Genomic DNA, 18351 nt, shown 5'->3' with positions numbered 1-18351 from the left:
AAGAAAAATCAATGGGTTCAGGGAACGCGAGGAGAACACGGTGAGTGAGACATCCCCAGGCAATCTGATTCTGTCGATGCAGAATCCGGACCTGTACGACCATCCGGTGGATGGCTTTCAGGTTATCGAAACTCACATCTCACAGGTGATCCTGACCGGTGATTACGCCTACAAAATCAAGAAGCCCATGGATTTCGGCTTCCTCAACTTCTCTACCCTCGATCGCCGGAAGCATTTCTGCGAAGAGGAGCTGAGACTCAACCGACGGCTGGCAGAAAAGCTGTATCTGGAAGTGGTACCCATTACCGGAACACCGGATGCCCCGATCCTCGGCGGCGAGGGCGAGGCTTTTGAATACGCCATCAAGATGCGCCAGTTTGGCCAGGACCAGCTTTTCGATCGCCTGCAGGAGCAGGGTAAACTGCCCTCGGACTTGTTGACCGACCTTGCCGGCCAGGTCGCCGGCTTCCACGATCAGTTGCCGCCCGTGCCGGATGACAAGCCGTTAGGAACACCAGAGGCTGTGTTTGCCGCCATGCAAGAGAATTTTGACCAGATCCGTCCGCTGATTGACGATCCGGATCTGCTCATGCAGCTGGACAACCTTCAGGCCTGGACCGAATCCACCTTCGAGCGGCACCGGGAGCTGATTGCCCACCGCCGTGCCAGTGGTATGGTCCGGGAATGCCACGGCGATCTCCATCTGGCAAATATCACCCGCTTCGACGGCGAGGTCACCGTATTCGACTGCATCGAATTCAACGAGCCGTTTCGCTGGATTGATGTTATCAACGACCTCGCTTTCCTATTGATGGATCTGGAGTCTCGCGGGGAGAGCGCTCTTGCCAATCAGGTGCTCAATACTTATCTGGAATATCGGGACGACTTCGAAGCGCTGCCATTGCTGCCACTCTACAAGGCCTATCGCGCCATGGTCCGCGCCAAGATTGCGCTATTCACCATGGGCAATCCCGGCATCACGGACACCGAAAAAGCCGACCTTATGCAGCGCTATCGCGGCTATGCACAACTGGCCGAGGATTACGGCTCCATTCCTAACCACTACTTGCTGGCTACCACTGGCCTTTCTGCCAGCGGCAAGACGTGCGTCAGCGCCGCCATGGCCAACGAGCTGGGGCTGATACGCCTGCGGTCCGATGTCGAGCGCAAGCGACTGCATGGACTGGCTCCGCTGGAGAGCTCACGTTCACCGACCGGTGGCAACCTGTACACCGAGGAAGCGACCGAGAAAACCTATCAGCGACTGGCCGAGCTGGCCGGTCAGGTTCTGGCGGCCGGGTTCCCGGTGATCGTGGACGCCACCAGCCTGAAAGAAAAGGAGCGGTCCCTGCTGGCATCCGTCGCCGAAGCCCAGGGCGTGCCCTTTGCCCTGATCCATTGCGAGGCGCCCGAAGATCTGCGCAGGGAATGGATCCGCAATCGCAAGGGCGATGCCTCCGAGGCCACCGAGGAGCTGCTGGACGCCCAGCAAACCTGGTTTGAACCGTTAACGGCCGAAGAGAAGACCCACACCATTCATCTGCACACCGATCAGGAGCATGTGGCCGAAGCCGTGGCCGACCGTATCCGTCAACACCTGGGTATCCCCGGCGGCAAGGCCGGGTAAGAACAACATCTGGCTCCCACTGGCGAGCGCGAGGTTAGATATGGACGATAAAAGCGAACACGAAGTACATCAGATCAGCCACCCGCTCTACGATATTCTTCGGAGCGAGGATATGCAGGCGTTCAATGCCGAGAAGGCAAAGCTCACAGAGTTCCCCAGTTTCGCCCATGGCGATTTCCGGGGCCTGGATCTGAGAGGGATGGACGCCAAGGGGCTGGATTTCCGCCATGCCTACTTCCGCGGTGCCGACCTGAGAGGCGTGGACTTTTCGAAGTCCAGAATGGAAGGCTCAAGCATCGCCAGCGCGAAAATTTCAGGCTGCTACTTCCCTCATCGCCTGCACGCCGATGAGATCGTCATGTCCCTGAACCACGGGACCCGCATGCGCTACGCCATATTGCCGAAATGAGCAACAACCCGCACTCCTGGCAGCCCGTGTGTCCCGCGTCCGAGCTGACACCGGGCCAATTCGTCGAGTTTCGGCTCCGGGAGAAGGCCCGGGAGCCTGCAGGCATGCCGCTTACCGGCTTCCTGTTCCTCGACGGCACCACGCCCCGCGCCTACCTGAATATCTGCCCGCATCTCGGTGTTGAGCTGAACTGGATGCCGGGCCGGTTTATGGATTCCGACAATCTGTTCATCCAGTGCTCCACCCACGGCGCCCTGTTCAAGCCTGGCGACGGCGAATGCATTGCCGGTCCCTGCCAGGGCGATGCGCTTACCCAGCTGGATCTGAGAGAGCACGACGGCCAGATCGAGATCAGACTTCCAGAATAACCGGCACCGACTCGGTCAGTGTCAGCACCCCCGTGGGAGTACCATCACTCTCACTCAGGTCGGCCCGGTAGGCGACCACTTCCACACCCGCATCACAGGCTTCGCGCAGCAACTCCCCGTATTTGCGGTCGATGTGGTCCGCCGGGCGAACGGTCTGAATGCCGGTGTGATTGACCACGAAAAACAGCACCGCCCGATCACCCTGCTGGACCTGGGCCATCAGCTCACGAAGGTGTTTCTGGCCACGCTCGGTTACCGCATCCGGGAAAAAGCCCTGGCCATCCTCGGCCAGGGTAACGTTCTTGACCTCCACCCAGGCATCGGCCGCGGACTCGTGACCAGACAGCAACAGATCGATCCGGCTTTTCTCCGCACCGTATTTCACCTCGGCGCGGCACTCGCGATAACCGGCCAACTCCACCACGGTGCCGGCCTGAACCGCTTCCCTGGCCTGGCTGTTCGGCCGGGCCGTGTTCACGCATGCCAGCTGTCCCGGCGAGGTTTCCACCAGCTCCCAGGTGTATTGGAGTTTGCGCTTGGGATTATCGCTGCGGCTGAGCCAAACCCGGGCATTCTCTGGCTGACAGCCCAGCATGGAGCCGGTGTTCGGGCAGTGGGCGGTTACCTCCGAGCCATCCGGCAGCCGCACGTCTGCCAGGAAGCGTTTGTAGCGGCGGATAAGCCGGCCTTCAACCAAAGGTTCTGGAAACTTCATGTGATCTCCGTACAAAAGTCGATGTCACAAGGCTGGCACCCCCGTGACTAATCTGCTATTTTCCGCAAATTCCCGTTTCAGGACGAATGCTTCATCCAGGGTATAACCGCACAGCCACGGGGGCTCACGCGGAGGGAAGCAACCGTTCTTGTGAAGTACAAACAAGAGGCCGGGTTCAATGGCAACGACTGCAGAACAACCACGCGAACGCTTTACCAACTTCACCCCCTATGAAATGAAGAAGGGTGAAGAGTATATGAGTGCGGAAATGCTTCAGCACTTCAAGGATCTGCTGCTGCAATGGAAGCAGGAGCTGATGGAAGAAGTCGACCGCACCATGCACCACATGCAGGAAGACGCCGCAAATTACGCGGATCCCAGCGATCGCGCAACCCAGGAAGAAGAATTCAGCCTGGAACTGCGCACCCGCGACCGGGAGCGGAAACTGATCAAGAAAATTGACCAGACCATCGACCGCATCGACAAGGACGACTACGGCTTCTGCGATCAGTGCGGCGTGGAAATCGGTATCCGCCGTTTGGAAGCGCGTCCGACTGCGACCCTGTGCATCGACTGCAAGACTCTGGCCGAGATTCGCGAACGCCAGACCGGCATCTGAGCCGAACCTTCAACAGCTGCCGGCCGCGGGCTATTCCTGCCCCGCCGGCTGACTGACGATCATGAACAACTCTTCCTATCGGGGCCGCTTTGCGCCCTCTCCGACCGGCCCGCTGCATTTTGGCTCACTGGTTACTGCGCTTGCCAGCTTTCTGGAAGCCCGCAGCCAGGGCGGCCAATGGTTTATTCGCCTGGAAGATCTCGATCCGCTGAGAGAGCCGCCGGAAGCGACCGGCCAGATTCTAGCCAGCCTGGACGCCCATGGCCTGTTCCCCGACGAACCGGTACGGTTTCAATCCAGACGTCACGACGCCTATCAGGCCGCCATCGATCAATTACTCGAAAGCGGCTACGCCTATCGCTGCCAATGCTCACGGAAAGAGCTGCAAGCCCATGGGGGCCGACACCCCCACCAATGCCGCAGCCGCAAAGCCATAGACGGTGACCGCCCATACGCCATCCGCTTTGCCCTGGAAGATGAGGACTGCCACTGGCGGGATCAACTCCTGGGCCCACAGCATCAAACCGTGCGCGCTGAGCTTGATGATCCCGTGATCCTCCGTAAAGAGGGGTTCTACGCCTATCAACTGGCGGTGGTTGTTGATGACATTGATCAGGGCATCACGGACGTGGTGCGCGGGTCGGATCTGCTGGACATGACAGCGCAACAGCAGCAGATCTACCGGGCTCTGGGCGCCCACCCTCCCCGTTGGCTACACATTCCGGTCATACTGAACGAACACGGCCAGAAACTCAGCAAGCAGACCCACGCCCCGGCGCTCAACGATGAAAGGCCTGTCGACAACCTGTTCGAGGCCCTCGTTGCCCTTGGTCAGAATCCGCCTTCGGAACTGGCAACCGGTTCCCCGGAATCCTTGCTGGAATGGGGCCGGGAGAACTGGCACCGGGGCGCCATCCACCTGACATCCCGGTGAGGGACATGGTATAAAGCCTTTCTCACACCTCAGCGCGGATAGCATGCCTGATGTATATCTACCGTCTGGTCTTCCTGTTGGTACTGGCCATCTATATCTTTTCGCCCAACATCCTTGACTGGTGGACTTCGCCGGGAAACGTCTGGTACAGCCCCTACATTATCTGGGCCGGGCTGATTGCCATCGGTTTCTGGCTGGAATGGCGGCGGGACCCCAATGAGTTTTAGTGCCTCCGGTCTGCTGCTCGCCAGCCTGCTCTACCTGATTCTGCTGTTCGGCATTGCCTGGTTTACCGAGCGGGGCATGGTGCCGAGGCGCTGGGTTCGCCACCCGCTGGTTTACGTGCTCAGCCTGGGGGTATACGCGGGCATCTGGGCGGTCTACGGCGCCGTTGGCATGGCCGCCGAATCCGGCTACGGCTTCCTCGCCTACTACCTGGGCATCAGTGGCGCCTTTTTGCTGGCACCGGTACTTCTGAACCCGGTCATGAGGATTGGCCGCGCCTATCAGTTAACCTCCCTGGCCGACCTGTTCGCCTACCGCTACCGGAGCCAGTGGGCAGGAACCCTGGTCACCCTGTGTTCCGGCGGGGCCATACTGGCGCTGCTGAGCATGCAGATCCAGGCCGTCGCCACCTCAGCCAGTATCCTGGCGCCGGACACCTCTCCCAAGCTGATCAGTGTGATGTTCAGTATGATCGTGGTGTTGTTTGCCATGCTGTTCGGAGCACGCCGTAACCAGAATTCCGATAACCACCAGGGCCTGGTACTGGCCATTGCCTTTGATTCTCTGGTCAAACTGGCGGCGCTGCTGGTGCTCGGGGGCGTGATCCTGTTCGGGGTCTTCGATGGCATGAACGGTCTGGAGCGTTGGCTGGACAACCGAACCTCGCCAGCCACCACCATGACTCTGAGCATTGACGACGGCAGCTGGCGGGCATTGATGCTGATGTCCTTTGCCGCCGCACTGGTGCTGCCGCACATGTATCACATGACCTTCAGCGAGAACCCTTCCCCAAAGGCACTGGCCAAGGCCAGCTGGGGCCTGCCACTGTACCTGTTGCTGCTGGGCCTGCCGGTACCCCTGATTCTGTGGGGCGGGCAGGAGTTGGCCGTCACCACCGGCCCCGGGTTCTTCGCTATCGGCGCTGCCCAAGCGCTGGAGAGCCCTGTACTGACGCTGTTCATGTACATTGCCGGCCTGTCCGCAGCCAGCGGCCTGATGATCGTCAGCACGCTGGCACTGGCGGGCATGGCCCTGAACCACGTGGTCCTGCCGCTGAAAACCCCGAAAGACCAGGGCGACATCTATCGCTGGCTGCAGTGGATCAAACGTCTGCTCATCGCCGTGATCATTTTCCTGGCATTGCTGTTTCACGAGGCCGTTGGCAAGAACCTTGACCTTTCCATTCTCGGCGCCATTTCCCTGTCAGGCACATTGCAGCTTCTCCCGGGCGCCCTGGGCGTGATTTACTGGCCGGAGGGCAACCGCCGCGGCCTGATTGCCGGCCTGATTGTCGGTTTGACCATCTGGGTGGTTACCCTGGTACTACCCTTCTCCCATACGGCCAATCTGCTGGCCTGGATAGACGCGCCGCTGATACCGGATTACACCAACTGGCATATATTCACGTTCGTCAGCCTGACCGCCAACATTACTGTGTTCGCGCTGATTTCCATCCTCAGCACCAGTACCAGTGAAGAGAACAGTGCAGCCCAGGCCTGCTCGCTGGGTGCGCTGTCCCGCCCTCAACGCCGTGAACTGCTGGCGACATCCTCCAGTGATTTTGTGCGGCAACTGGCGGAGCCTTTGGGCTATGGCGTCGCACGGCGGGAAGTGGAGCGTGCACTGAGCCAGTTGAAGCTACCCAACGTGGAATACAGGCCTTACCAGCTCAGACGACTGCGGGATCAGGTGGAGATCAATCTGTCGGGTCTGCTCGGACCCTCTGTCGCCCGGGACATGGTCAAACGCCATCTCGGCTTCAAGCCTATGGCCCAGGGTGGCACCGCCCAGGACATTCGCTATGTCGAGCGGGCCCTCGGCGACTACCAGAACCGCCTTACCGGCCTGGCCGGAGAGCTGGACAACCTGCGACGACATTACCGCCAGACACTGCAAAACCTGCCGATTCCCGCCTGCTCCGTGGGCGAGGACGGTGAAATCCTGATGTGGAACCACGCCATGGAGGCGCTCACCGGCATTACCGCCGATGATGTGGTCGGCGCCAGGCTGATGGCACTGCCGGAGCACTGGCATCTGCTGCTCGAGGATTTCAACCGCGGGCCCGACCTGCATCGCTACAAACACCGGCTGGATCTGCGTGGCAAGCCCCATTGGCTGAACCTTCACAAAGCCGCCCTGAGCGGGCCGGACCACACCGAAGGCGGCAGCATCATCCTGGTGGAAGACCAGACCGAAACCCGACTGCTGGAAGATGAGCTGATGCACAGCGAGCGGTTGGCGTCGGTGGGTAGACTGGCGGCCGGCGTCGCCCACGAGATCGGGAACCCGGTAACCGGCATCTCATCGCTGGCCCAGAACCTGAAACTGGAAACCGATAACCCCGATATTCTCGATACGGCAGACCAGATCCAGCAACAGACGCGGCGCATCTCCACCATACTGCAGTCGCTGATGAACTTTGCCCGCACCGGCAACCACGCCCAGGCCAACCGGTACGAACCGGTGACGATACATCGTTGCGTGGAAGAGTCTATCAACCTGCTCTCCCTGAGCGACAAGGGCCTGGGCATTCACTACATCAACGACTGCCCGCCCTCCTTGCAGGTGCTGGGCGATGAACAGCGCCTGGTGCAGGTGTTTGTTAACCTTCTTGCCAACGCCCGGGATGCCTCGCCCGAAGGAGGCACCATCCGGGTCAGTGGAAAGGGCGATGGCTACTCCGCTATCATCGAAGTCGTTGATGAGGGCTCCGGAATCCCCGGGGATCAGCTCGATCATATCTTCGAGCCGTTTTACACCACCAAGGCCCCCAACCAGGGAACCGGTCTTGGCCTGTCGCTGGTGTACAGCATTATTGAAGAGCACTATGGCAACGTTCAGGTAGACAGCCCGGCGGACGCCGACACTGGCCGGGGAACCTGTGTGAGGCTGAGATTGCCAGCCTACGAACCGGAAACCGGCAACATTGCCATCAGCCAGAACCAAAGGTCTTGAGACTCCTATGCCTCGCATTCTGATCGTGGAAGACGAAGACATTATTCGCTCGGCAGTTCGCAAGCTGCTGCTGCATGCCGGCTATGAAGTCGCCGATGCGGCTTCCGTGGAGGAAGCCGAACAGCACCACGAGCCGGATCAGTTTGACCTGATCATATCGGATCTGCGCTTGCCAGGAGCAGCAGGCACGGAACTGATCAACCGCGCACCCAATACACCGGTGCTGATCATGACCAGCTATGCCAGCCTCCGGTCAGCCGTGGATTCCATGAAAATGGGGGCCGTTGAGTACATCGCAAAACCGTTCGACCATGATGAAATGCTTGCTGCGGTGGAGAATATCCTGGCCCGCCAGCCCTCTGCCCGCAATGCGGGTGATGACTCGGCGGCACCCTCGGAAACGCCCGAGAGTAGCGACCCGGCCAATATCATGTTCGGCCAGTGCGAGCCTATGCAGAGGGTATTTACCCTGATCCGGAAGGTGGCTCCGACAGAAACCACCGTACTGATCCAGGGCGAATCCGGTACCGGCAAAGAGTTGGCCGCGCGCGCCCTGCATCTGCTGAGCCCCCGCGCCGCGAAACCGCTGATTTCGGTAAACTGCGCGGCCATCCCGGAAAGCCTGATTGAATCGGAACTGTTCGGCCATGAGAAAGGCGCCTTCACCGGTGCGGTTTCGGCAAGAACGGGTCTGATTGAGGCGGCTGATGGCGGTAGCCTGTTTCTGGACGAGATCGGCGAACTGCCGGCTGAAGCCCAGGCCCGCCTGCTTCGCGTGCTGCAGGAGAGCGAGATCCGGAAAGTGGGTTCAACCCAGAGCCGCACCGTAAATGTGCGAATGATTGCGGCCACCCATCGCAACCTGAAGGCCATGACCCGAACCGGGGAATTCCGGGAAGACCTGTATTACCGTTTGAATGTTATGCAGATCCGGATACCGCCTTTACGCGAGCGCCAGAGCGATATTCTGGGACTGGCTCGCCGCTTCCTCAAACGCCAGGGGGAGAGAATGGGCAAACCCGATCTCAACCTCAGCCCCGAGGCCATGCGCGCCCTGGAACGCCATCGCTGGCCGGGTAACGTACGGGAGCTGGAAAACGCCATTGAGCGCGCCACCATCCTCTGCGACGGGGATGTGATTACGCCGTCATTGCTGGACCTTGATAGCGAAGGCAACGACGAATACATCCCTGAGACCCTCGTGGAAGGCAACAACGAGCAGACTCACACCCGCGAGGTGGATTCCTCCAACGATCTCTCTTTGGAGGACTACTTCCAGCATTTTGTCCTGGAGAACCAGGATCGCATGAGCGAGACAGAGCTGGCTCAAAAATTGGGCATCAGCCGAAAATCCCTCTGGGAACGTCGGCAGCGGCTCGGCATCCCCCGGAAAAAATCCTCGGGCAACTGAGCCCGCCAAAGTGTGAATCGGCACTCAGTTGTTACCCCATGTTCCTGTCGGTAACACTCCTCACTAAAGTAACGTGATCTGGGTAACACTTAGGTTGAATACGGGGTAACACTTATGGCCTACAAAATCGTAAGGCACTGTTAATAAAGAACATTCAAAACCTGGCACACGGACTGCAATCTATTTGGCGCACAACAACAAAAACAAGAGTGACAAAGCAGCGCCAACAACAAGAACAAAAAGCTGCGGGAAACGTTCGGTAACAAAAACAACAACAGAACGTGAGCGAACTGAGTGTTTTGGGTACTTTGCTTTTTAGTGGTCCCACGGCACGTGCGAGTTGTAGATGTAGAGAAGAATCGCCTTTGAGGTGACGCTGCAGCTACCCCAGACCCGCCCGATGTCTCTGACCGCTCTGTGTATTCAAAGCTTTCCGTTTGCGCTGCTGAGATGCCCCTCAATGGGGATATGCAGTGGGGTACAAAAACCAAGAAAAATCCCGGCAAAAACAAAAACAATGCAGATCGTCAACGCTTTGAGGGCGGATTCGTGAAAACGGATCCGCCTTTTGATTTTCTGGGCCCCGGAACGGTAATCCACGGCAAACGTGTGCAAATCCTGCTCAAACCGTTAAACTCTCGGTTTTTGCTCATCGCAACCACGGATTTCAATGCCTAAACGACTCGTCGAAAAACTCCGTTCCTTTATGCCCGGCAACGGAAAGAAGAAAGCCCGCACCTACCAGCGACGGGAAATTCCCCGGGACCAACACAATGTCTCACGCTCGGTGATCAGCGAGCCTGCAAAGAAAGTCCTGCATCGTCTGAACAAATCGGGCTATGAAGCCTACCTTGTAGGCGGCGGCGTCAGGGATATCCTGCTGGGTGGAAAGCCCAAGGATTTCGACATTGCCACCAATGCCACGCCGGAGGAAGTTCACGACCTGTTCCGCAATTCCCGGCTGATCGGACGCCGGTTCCGGATTGTCCACGTGGTGTTTGGCCGCGAGGTGATTGAGGTAACGACCTTCCGGGGCAACGCCACGGAAGCGGATACCGACACCGATGATGACGATCGCAGGACCAATGAACACGGTCTGCTGCTGCGCGACAATGTCTACGGCAACCAGGAAGAGGATGCCCTGCGGCGCGACTTTACCGTCAATGCCCTATACTACTGCATCCGCGACTTCACCGTTATCGACTTTGCCAACGGCATCGAAGATCTGCGCAACCGGCAACTGCGTCTGATTGGCGACCCGGAAACCCGCTACCGGGAAGACCCGGTGCGTATGCTTCGTGCTATTCGCTTTGCCGCCAAACTGGGCTTCGATATTGAACCGGAAACCGAAGCGCCAATCGGTGAGTTAGCCCCTCTGTTAACCCATATCCCGCCCGCGCGCCTGTTTGATGAAGTACTCAAACTGTTCTCCGCAGGCCACGGTGAAGCCACTTACGATCTACTGACCCGTTACAACCTGCTGGAGCCCCTGTTTCCGGAGACGGTCAGAGCCATTCAGGCCGGAGAGCCGGACGAGCTTATTCGCCAGGCCCTGAGAAACACCGATGCCCGGATTGCCCAGGGCAAGTCGGTCACGCCCTATTTCCTCTTTGCCGCCATGCTCTGGCCTGCGCTGCAGGCAGAATGGCACCGCAGGCAGGATAACGGTGACCCGGTCCAGCCCGCCCTGCACGGTGCCATTGGCAAGGTGATTGGCCGCCAGGTTCAGGCGACATCGATTCCCAAGCGCTTCTCCGGCCCCATGAAGGAAATCTGGGAACTACAGATGCGCCTGCCCCGGCGCCAGGGCAAGCGGGCTTTTGCCACCATGAGCCACCCGCGGTTTCGCGCGGCTTACGATTTCCTGCTGGTTAGAGAGGCGTCGGGCGAGATTGAACCGGGGCTGGGCCAATGGTGGACCGAGTTCCAGCAAGAAGACGAACGTGGCCAAGAACGGATGCTGTCACAATTAAGCAGCGATGCGCCCAAAAAGCGTCGGCGTCGCCGCAAACCGGTCAAACGCCCCGCCCAGTAATGATGACAGACGTCTTTATCGGTCTTGGCAGCAATCTGAAAGACCCTGCAGCCCAACTGGCCCGGGCAGTCTCTGCCCTGGCTAACCTACCGGAGACGGTTCTGGTGGCCCAATCGCCCTTTTATGCCAGCCGCCCGGTGGGGCCCCAGGACCAGCCTGACTTTGTTAATGGGGCCGCGTGGTTAAGGACATCCCTGGCGCCACACCAGCTTCTTGACGAACTGCAGGAAATTGAACACAAGCACGGCCGGGAGCGGCTTCGGCACTGGGGGCCCCGCACGCTCGATCTGGACATACTGCTGTTCGGCAACCAGGTACTCGACGATGATCGCCTCACCATTCCTCATCGAGAGTTACGGAACCGCGACTTTGCGCTCCAACCCCTAATGGACCTGAAGGCCGACCTCGCTCTGCCGGATGGCACCGCCATTTCCAAGCTGCGCAGCCAATGCCCCGACAACGGCTTGCGCAAGCTTCCGCCGGCGGATTACCCTTAACACTTCAACGCCGATACCCCGGCACGCCCAGGCCCATCCACCCAAAAGGCAAGGATTCTATGGCTGTTACCATCAATACCCTGCGTGAGTTCAAGCAGAAGGGCGAAGCCTTCGCTGCCCTTACCTCCTACGACGCCACCTTTTCTCAGGTGGTCAGCGAAGCGGGCGTTCACGTCATCCTGATTGGCGATTCCCTGGGCATGGTACTCCAGGGGCACGACAGCACTCTGCCGGTCACCATGGATCAAATGGTGTATCACGTCAGCTGCGTGGCCAAAGGCAACCGCGGGTCCCTGATCATGGCAGACATGCCCTTTATGAGTTACGGCACCGTTGAGACTGCCATGGAAAATGCCGCCGAACTGATGCGGGCAGGCGCCCACATGGTAAAACTTGAGGGCACGGACTGGATGAAAGAGACCATTACCGCCCTGACCGAACGGGCCGTGCCCGTATGTGCGCATCTTGGCCTGACGCCGCAGTTCGTCAATAAATTTGGCGGCTACAAGGTGCAGGGCCGCGACGAAAAGGCGGCCGAAATGATGATCGAGCATGCCTGCGAACTGGAGGCAGCCGGCGCCGATGTCATCCTTCTGGAATGCGTCCCCGCGCCTCTGGCGGCGCGAATCGCCCAGGCCATCAAAGCACCGGTCATTGGAATAGGCGCAGGCCCGGACACTGACGGCCAGATTCTTGTCCTGCACGACATGCTGGGCATTACCACTGGCCGCAAGCCGCGGTTCGTGAAGAACTTCCTGGCAGAGACAGATTCAATACAGGAAGCCCTGCAGGCCTACGTGAAAGCCGTGGGCGAGCGCACATTCCCCGCTGAGGAGCATACGTTCAAGGCATGAGAACCGTACATTCCCTGAAAGAACTGAGAACCATCCTCCGCGGCTATCGCCAGCAGGGAAAAACCATCGGCCTGGTTCCCACCATGGGCAACCTGCACGAAGGTCATATTTCACTGGTTCGCAAGGCGGCTGAAATGGCGGATGTGGTGGTAACCAGCATCTTCGTGAATCCGATGCAGTTCGGAGCCGGCGAAGACCTGGATACCTACCCGAGAACGCTAGCCGAAGACCAGGAAAAGCTCGCTTCCGCCGGAAACACCCTGGTATTCGCGCCCGCCGCCGAAGAAATCTACCCGGAAGGCCTGGCGAAGCAGACCCAGGTTATTGTGCCTGATGTCAGCGATGGCCACTGCGGTGCCAGCCGGCCAGGTCACTTTGAGGGTGTAGCCACGGTGGTTACCATGTTGTTTAACATGGTTCAGCCAGACTTTGCCGTATTTGGCGAGAAGGATTTCCAGCAACTCGCCGTGATCCGGAAAATGGTCAGGGACCTGATGATTCCGGTGGACGTGGTGGGCGCCCCCACGGTGAGAGAGGACGATGGGCTGGCGAAAAGCTCACGTAATGGTTACCTGACAGCTCAGGAGCGGCAGATTGCGCCGGCGGTCCACCAGGCCCTGCAGGCCACAGCGACCAAGATCAACGATGGTCGTACAGATTTCCAGGCACTGGAAAGCGAAGCTGAGCAGAGTCTCGGGGATGCTGGTCTCAGGCCGGACTACTTCAACATCGTCAACAGCCAGACCCTCAAGCCGGCCACACCGGAGGACAGGGAGATTACTATTCTGGCAGCAGCCTTCCTGGGCAAAACCCGCTTGATCGACAACCTGTCCCTTACCCGATAAGCCAACAGAAAAGGAACCTCTGATGCCCGCACATCCTGCAGTACTGACCTCGAAACCCGAATGGCAGACACTGAAGGAGCACAGGGAACGCCTGGAAGGCGTTTTGATGAAGGATCTGTTCGATAAAGATCCGGGGCGGGCAAAGCGCTATTTTATCGAGGGAGCAGGTCTGTCACTGGATTTTTCCAAGAACCGGCTTACGGATGAGGTGTTGGAGGCACTGTTGGCTCTGGCCAGCAGCTGCGACCTGGAAGCCAGGCGGGGGGCCCTGTTGCAGGGGGAGCGGGTCAACATTACCGAAGATCGCCCTGCCCTGCATACCGCCCTGCGCCATCCCGGCAACGAGGCCATCATGATAGACGGCGAGGACGTGGTCGCCGTGGTACAGAGCACTCTCGATCGCATGGAAACACTGGTAAACGACGTTCTGCACCAACGTCGCACCGGATACACCGGCAAGCCTTTCACCGATGTAGTGAGCATCGGTATCGGCGGCTCCTATCTGGGCCCAAAGCTGGTCAGCGAAGCCCTTCAGCCCTACGCCCAGTCTGGTATCCGCTGCCATTACGTGGCCAACATCGACGGCACAGAGATTTGTGAGACCCTTCGCCAGGTAAACCCGGAAACCACCCTTTTCCTCATCCAGTCGAAGTCCTTCCGTACGCAGGAAACGCTGGAGAACAGCAAGGTGGCGCGACAGTGGTTTCTGGACCGCTGCGGTGATGAACAGGCTGTCTCGCGGCATTTCATGGCAGTGACCGCCAACGTACCCGCGGCACAGGACTTCGGCGTTGATTCGGACAACGTTTTCCCGATGTGGGATTGGGTAGGCGGACGTTACTCGCTCTGGTCTGCCATCGGACTTCCCATTGCCTTCCGTGTTGGCATGGCCAACTTCCGGGCTCTGCTGGCCGGCGCCCATGCCATGGATCAGCACTTTCGTGAAGCGCCACTGGCGGAAAATCTGCCTGTCGTCATGGCCATGCTTGGCGTCTGGTACAACAACTTCTGGGGTGCCGAGACCCACGCAATCCTGCCCTACGATCACTACCTTCGCAGCCTGCCGGACCACCTCCAGCAGCTGGACATGGAAAGCAATGGCAAGAGCGTGACCCAGGCCGGCGATACCCTGGGCTGGCAATCCGGACCGGTCATCTGGGGTGGGGTCGGCGCCAATGGCCAGCACGCCTATCACCAATTGATCCACCAGGGCACCCGACTGATTCCGGCGGATTTCATCATCCCCCTGAAATCCCACAATCCGGTGGCTACCCATCACGCAGACCTGTTTGCCAACTGCCTGAGCCAGTCCCGGGCCATGATGGCCGGCAAATCACTGGAAGAAGCCAGGTCTGAGCTGAAAGCAGAAGGGCGGGACGAAAGCGAGATTGAGCAGCTTGCGCCCCACAAGGTCATCCCCGGCAATAAGCCGAGCAATACCCTGACCATGGAAAAGGTTACCCCGGAGACCGTGGGAGCCCTGATCGCGCTCTACGAACACCGCACCTTTGTTCAGGGGGTAATCTGGGATGTAGATTCATTCGACCAGTGGGGCGTGGAACTAGGCAAACAACTGGGCAAGGGTATTTTGCCGCGACTGCTTGGGGATGAAGGAGGCAACCAGGCCAGCGACAGCTCGACCGATCACCTTATTGAGCGGTTCCGCTCAGCCGGCAGCGCTTGAGATCTGCCGCCCTTGCCAGTTGAAATCTACCGGCCAGAGCCGCTGGCCGGTGCTGTATTCCCGCCACAACTGGCCGTAGGATTTACCGCACACCGGATGCACCTCCTCCGGCGCGATGTCGGCGAGCGGCCGCAGCACGAAAGCGTTTTTCAGGATTTCCCCTCTGGGCAGCTCGACGCCATCTATCCGGCCGACCGCGTCACCATAGGTGAGAATATCCAGATCAAGGGTCCGCGCGCTAAATTTCGGGACATCCCGACGCCGGCCGTTGTCGGCTTCCAACTGTTTGAAACGCTGTGACAGTTCGGCAACCGACAAGGACGTATCTACGCCCACCACGAGGTTCAAGAACGGAGAACCGTCAAATCCGACAGCCTCGCTGTCGTAGACCGGGGAGATAACCAGCTCGCCAAACCACCCAGACAGGGCATCAAGTGCCGCAGTGACGTAGCGCTCCCTGTCCACATTGCTGCCAATGCTGATGTATACCCGGGCGGCCGCTGCCATTAACGTGCTCCTGTCTCAGTTTTCTCTCCCCGTTCGATCTGCACGCCCACCGCCTTTGCTGCAGGTACAGCGCCAGGCTTGCGGATAGCCAGTCGCAGCCAGCTTATGCCGAATTCATCCTGCAGGGTTTTGGCCAGAACTTCCGCCCCATACTCAAGCAGTTTCGGCCTGAGCGTCTGCAGGCAGGACTCGACCCGGGTACTCACAGCCGCGTAATCCAGAGCGTCAGCAACTTCGTCGGTCTTGCCCGGCACCCGGTTATCCCAGGCCATTTCCAGATCAATCACCAGGCTCTGGGTGACTTCCCGCTCCCAGTCGTAAACTCCGACCACAGTCTCCACAACCAGGCCTTCGATCAATACGGTGTCTGCCAAGGGTGCTCCCGGGTTCTTCCACTCTTTGGTGATTGAATAACGCACAGCCAGGGGATACTGTGATCAAGCCCGCCTGCGTTTTCAGGGCGGGCATTTTCGCACATATTGGCCATGGTCGTCTTTGCTTCCGAGCCCACAGCATGCTTCTCAGTGACCCGGTGTTAACGGTTTTACTCTGCGCCGCCGCGTATGTGGCAGGCTCGGTGTTGTTTGCGCTGCCGGTATGCCAACTCTGGAAACTGCCAGACCCGCGGGCCCAGGGCTCCGGCAACCCCGGTGCCACCAACGTCTACCGCACAGGCGGTTGGCCGCCAGCACTGCTGACTCTGGCACTGGATGCGGCCAAAGGCTGGCTTCCCGTATGGCTGGCTCATGCCGCCGGCCTTTCGGTAATGGTTCAGGCCGTCGTTGCCCTTTGCGCCGTCACCGGCCACATGATCCCGATGTTTTATCGTTTCAAGGGTGGAAAAGGGGTTGCAACCGCACTTGGGGCCGGCCTTGCCCTGGCTCCGGTTACAACGTTGATGATGGCCGCTATCTGGATGCTGGTGATCTGGCGCTGGCGCATCTCAGCTCTCGCCTCCCTGGTGGCGATTATCAGTGGCCCGTTGATCAGCGCCTTCCTTGAACCGGAAACCCTGCCCCTGTTCGGTCTGCTCGCCCTGCTGATTGTGGTTCGCCATCGGAACAATCTGATCCGGTTGGCCCAGGGACGCGAAGCCGGGCTCTAGAAATCAGTCCACCAGACCGGTGGATCGCGGTTCGTTGATCGGTGGCAGCGTGTTCATTGGCCATCTGGGCACAGCCACAATCCGCTCACCGTCCTGTTGGCCAGCACTCATGCGCTGGGCGCCAGCGTAGGCGATCATTGCACCGTTATCCGTGCAGAATTCTGGCCGGGCATAGAACACGTTGGCCTTGAGCTTGGCAGTCATTTTCTCCAGGCCCGCCCGAAGGCGCTTGTTGGCACTGACACCCCCGGCAATGACCAGACGCTTGCAACCTGTCTGCTCCAGGGCCCGACGGCACTTGATAGTCAGTGTATCAACCACAGCAGCTTCAAACGCCAGGGCGATATCCGCCCGGGTCTGCTCATCCAGCCCGCCTGCCTCCCGTGCAGCATTGACGGTGTTGAGGGTGAAGGTTTTCAGGCCGCTGAAGCTGAAATCCAACCCGGGCCGGTCGGTCATTGGCCTGGGGAACCGGTAACGGCCTTCGGTTCCCTTTTCCGCGAGCGCCGCCACCCGAGGGCCACCCGGATAGTCCAAGCCGAGCATCTTGGCAGTCTTGTCAAAGGCTTCACCGGCGGCATCGTCCACCGATTCGCCCAGCATCTCGTACTCGCCAATGCCATCAACCCTGACCAGTTGGGTGTGGCCACCAGAGACCAGCAATGCGACGAACGGAAATCCGGGCGGGTTGTCTTCCAACATGGGGGCCAGCAGATGCCCTTCCATGTGGTGCACGCCCAGAACAGGAACACCCAGGGCAAAACCCAGGGCATGGGCCACCGAGCCGCCAACCATCAGGGCGCCCACCAATCCAGGGCCTGCAGTGTAGGCAATACCCTCTATATCTGACCGACGTTTGCCCGCGTCTGATAGTACCTGGTCGCACAAGGGCAGCAGCTTTCGAACGTGATCCCGGGACGCCAGCTCAGGCACGACCCCCCCGTAATCGGCGTGCATGTCGATCTGACTGAACAGGGCATGTCCCAGCAATCCCGCTTCGGTGTCATACAGCGCCACGCCGGTCTCATCACAGGACGTCTCGATACCTAGAATCAGCATAATGTCGGGCCACATTGGTTGGCAGAAATGAAAACGACGCGCATTTTAGCAGAAACCCGAAACCCACTGGCAGATTCATCGAACAAACATTGACCTTGCTATAACGCAGGCGCTATCATTGCCGCCCTAAAATATGCACTGGTCGAGTTTTAGCCAATCTGACCAGGGATCGAGAACCGATCTGGCCACGCCAGACGGACAAAATTGAAACCGAATCTATCAGGTAGGTGATTTCCGAATGCCAGCTGTTAAAGTGAAAGAGAATGAGCCGTTTGACGTAGCACTGCGTCGCTTCAAGCGTTCCTGCGAAAAAGCGGGTGTACTTTCTGAAGTACGTCGTCGCGAGCACTACGAGAAGCCGACCGCTGTTCGTAAGCGCAAAGCAGCCGCTGCCGTTAAGCGTCATCTCAAGAAGCTTCAGCGGGAACAGCGCAAGTTCGAGCGTCTGTACTGAGTTTTACCTGACGCCGCTTGACTGCAAAGCACTGATTGCCTGTCCAGC

At 59.1% G+C, this 18351-nt stretch carries 20 protein-coding genes; 16 read left to right on the top strand and 4 right to left on the bottom strand.

Annotated elements, in window-relative coordinates; translation table 11 throughout:
- Positions 1 to 76: 76 nt before the first annotated feature.
- From GJU83_RS18225 to GJU83_RS18215, 3 genes are read left to right on the top strand one after another with little or no spacing between them, the layout of a single operon-like run.
- Entirely contained in the window at positions 77 to 1627 is a 1551-nt protein-coding gene (locus GJU83_RS18225; RefSeq protein WP_370686089.1) for a bifunctional aminoglycoside phosphotransferase/ATP-binding protein, read from the top strand.
- 40 nt (positions 1628 to 1667) lie between these two features.
- On the top strand, positions 1668 to 2036 hold the full coding sequence (locus GJU83_RS18220) for a pentapeptide repeat-containing protein (protein WP_069184808.1): 369 nt from the start codon (positions 1668 to 1670) through the stop codon (positions 2034 to 2036).
- On the top strand, positions 2033 to 2404 hold the full coding sequence (locus GJU83_RS18215; RefSeq protein ID WP_153634900.1) for a Rieske (2Fe-2S) protein: 372 nt from the start codon (positions 2033 to 2035) through the stop codon (positions 2402 to 2404). Before GJU83_RS18220 ends, GJU83_RS18215 begins: the two co-directional genes overlap by 4 nt.
- On the opposite strand, the gene sfsA is transcribed toward GJU83_RS18215, so the two are convergent.
- Complete coding sequence (gene sfsA, locus GJU83_RS18210; RefSeq protein ID WP_153634899.1) at positions 2388 to 3119, bottom strand: DNA/RNA nuclease SfsA; 732 nt, start codon at positions 3117 to 3119, stop codon at positions 2388 to 2390. The genes GJU83_RS18215 and sfsA overlap by 17 nt on opposite strands.
- Positions 3120 to 3297: 178 nt before the next feature.
- Here sfsA and dksA point away from each other — a divergent pair, with 178 nt between their 5' ends.
- From dksA to pgi, 11 genes are all read left to right on the top strand, one after another.
- Complete coding sequence (dksA, locus tag GJU83_RS18205) at positions 3298 to 3738, top strand: RNA polymerase-binding protein DksA (RefSeq protein ID WP_008173182.1); 441 nt, start codon at positions 3298 to 3300, stop codon at positions 3736 to 3738.
- 61 nt (positions 3739 to 3799) lie between these two features.
- A complete protein-coding gene (gluQRS, locus tag GJU83_RS18200) occupies positions 3800 to 4672 on the top strand; it encodes a tRNA glutamyl-Q(34) synthetase GluQRS (RefSeq protein WP_153634898.1) in 873 nt (290 codons plus the stop codon).
- A 50-nt stretch (positions 4673 to 4722) separates the two neighbouring features.
- The gene (locus tag GJU83_RS18995) at positions 4723 to 4899 is read left to right on the top strand and encodes a hypothetical protein (protein WP_048497702.1); all 177 of its coding nucleotides are present in this window, start codon (positions 4723 to 4725) and stop codon (positions 4897 to 4899) included.
- Complete coding sequence (locus GJU83_RS18195) at positions 4889 to 7852, top strand: ATP-binding protein (protein ID WP_153634897.1); 2964 nt, start codon at positions 4889 to 4891, stop codon at positions 7850 to 7852. Before GJU83_RS18995 ends, GJU83_RS18195 begins: the two co-directional genes overlap by 11 nt.
- Before the next feature lie 7 nt (positions 7853 to 7859).
- Positions 7860 to 9263, top strand: coding sequence for a sigma-54-dependent transcriptional regulator (locus GJU83_RS18190; RefSeq protein ID WP_069184803.1), 1404 nt, complete (start codon positions 7860 to 7862; stop codon positions 9261 to 9263).
- 417 nt (positions 9264 to 9680) lie between these two features.
- On the top strand, positions 9681 to 9941 hold the full coding sequence (locus tag GJU83_RS18185; RefSeq protein WP_227514598.1) for a hypothetical protein: 261 nt from the start codon (positions 9681 to 9683) through the stop codon (positions 9939 to 9941).
- Complete coding sequence (pcnB, locus tag GJU83_RS18180) at positions 9934 to 11298, top strand: polynucleotide adenylyltransferase PcnB (RefSeq protein WP_069184801.1); 1365 nt, start codon at positions 9934 to 9936, stop codon at positions 11296 to 11298. Before GJU83_RS18185 ends, pcnB begins: the two co-directional genes overlap by 8 nt.
- Positions 11298 to 11795, top strand: a complete 498-nt coding sequence (folK, locus tag GJU83_RS18175) for a 2-amino-4-hydroxy-6-hydroxymethyldihydropteridine diphosphokinase (protein ID WP_153634896.1) — start codon at positions 11298 to 11300, stop codon at positions 11793 to 11795. Before pcnB ends, folK (GJU83_RS18175) begins: the two co-directional genes overlap by 1 nt.
- A gap of 59 nt (positions 11796 to 11854) precedes the next feature.
- Positions 11855 to 12649, top strand: a complete 795-nt coding sequence (gene panB / locus GJU83_RS18170; protein ID WP_153634895.1) for a 3-methyl-2-oxobutanoate hydroxymethyltransferase — start codon at positions 11855 to 11857, stop codon at positions 12647 to 12649.
- Positions 12646 to 13494 (top strand): pantoate--beta-alanine ligase, encoded by an 849-nt coding sequence (gene panC / locus GJU83_RS18165; RefSeq protein ID WP_153634894.1) that lies wholly within the window; start codon positions 12646 to 12648, stop codon positions 13492 to 13494. The genes panB and panC overlap by 4 nt, the downstream gene beginning before the upstream one ends.
- A gap of 22 nt (positions 13495 to 13516) precedes the next feature.
- Positions 13517 to 15178, top strand: coding sequence for a glucose-6-phosphate isomerase (gene pgi, locus GJU83_RS18160; protein WP_153634893.1), 1662 nt, complete (start codon positions 13517 to 13519; stop codon positions 15176 to 15178).
- Here pgi and folK (GJU83_RS18155) read toward each other — a convergent pair.
- Complete coding sequence (gene folK, locus GJU83_RS18155) at positions 15161 to 15685, bottom strand: 2-amino-4-hydroxy-6-hydroxymethyldihydropteridine diphosphokinase (RefSeq protein ID WP_153634892.1); 525 nt, start codon at positions 15683 to 15685, stop codon at positions 15161 to 15163. The two genes, pgi and folK (GJU83_RS18155), sit on opposite strands and share 18 nt — an antisense overlap.
- Positions 15685 to 16059, bottom strand: coding sequence for a dihydroneopterin aldolase (locus GJU83_RS18150; RefSeq protein WP_136631297.1), 375 nt, complete (start codon positions 16057 to 16059; stop codon positions 15685 to 15687). Before GJU83_RS18150 ends, folK (GJU83_RS18155) begins: the two co-directional genes overlap by 1 nt.
- Before the next feature lie 140 nt (positions 16060 to 16199).
- On the opposite strand from GJU83_RS18150, the gene plsY reads away from it, so the two are divergent.
- On the top strand, positions 16200 to 16790 hold the full coding sequence (gene plsY / locus GJU83_RS18145; protein ID WP_153634891.1) for a glycerol-3-phosphate 1-O-acyltransferase PlsY: 591 nt from the start codon (positions 16200 to 16202) through the stop codon (positions 16788 to 16790).
- A gap of 3 nt (positions 16791 to 16793) precedes the next feature.
- Here plsY and tsaD read toward each other — a convergent pair whose 3' ends face one another.
- Complete coding sequence (gene tsaD, locus GJU83_RS18140; RefSeq protein WP_153634890.1) at positions 16794 to 17849, bottom strand: tRNA (adenosine(37)-N6)-threonylcarbamoyltransferase complex transferase subunit TsaD; 1056 nt, start codon at positions 17847 to 17849, stop codon at positions 16794 to 16796.
- 238 nt (positions 17850 to 18087) lie between these two features.
- Here tsaD and rpsU point away from each other — a divergent pair, with 238 nt between their 5' ends.
- The gene (gene rpsU, locus GJU83_RS18135) at positions 18088 to 18303 is read left to right on the top strand and encodes a 30S ribosomal protein S21 (protein WP_007153483.1); all 216 of its coding nucleotides are present in this window, start codon (positions 18088 to 18090) and stop codon (positions 18301 to 18303) included.
- The last annotated feature ends 48 nt before the right edge of the window (positions 18304 to 18351 follow it).

Origin of the sequence: Marinobacter salsuginis (genome assembly GCF_009617755.1) — a bacterium.
Lineage (GTDB): Bacteria > Pseudomonadota > Gammaproteobacteria > Pseudomonadales > Oleiphilaceae > Marinobacter > Marinobacter salsuginis.
The sequence above is the reverse complement of the archived record's forward strand: the minus strand, read 5'-3'. Positions and strand labels throughout refer to the sequence as shown.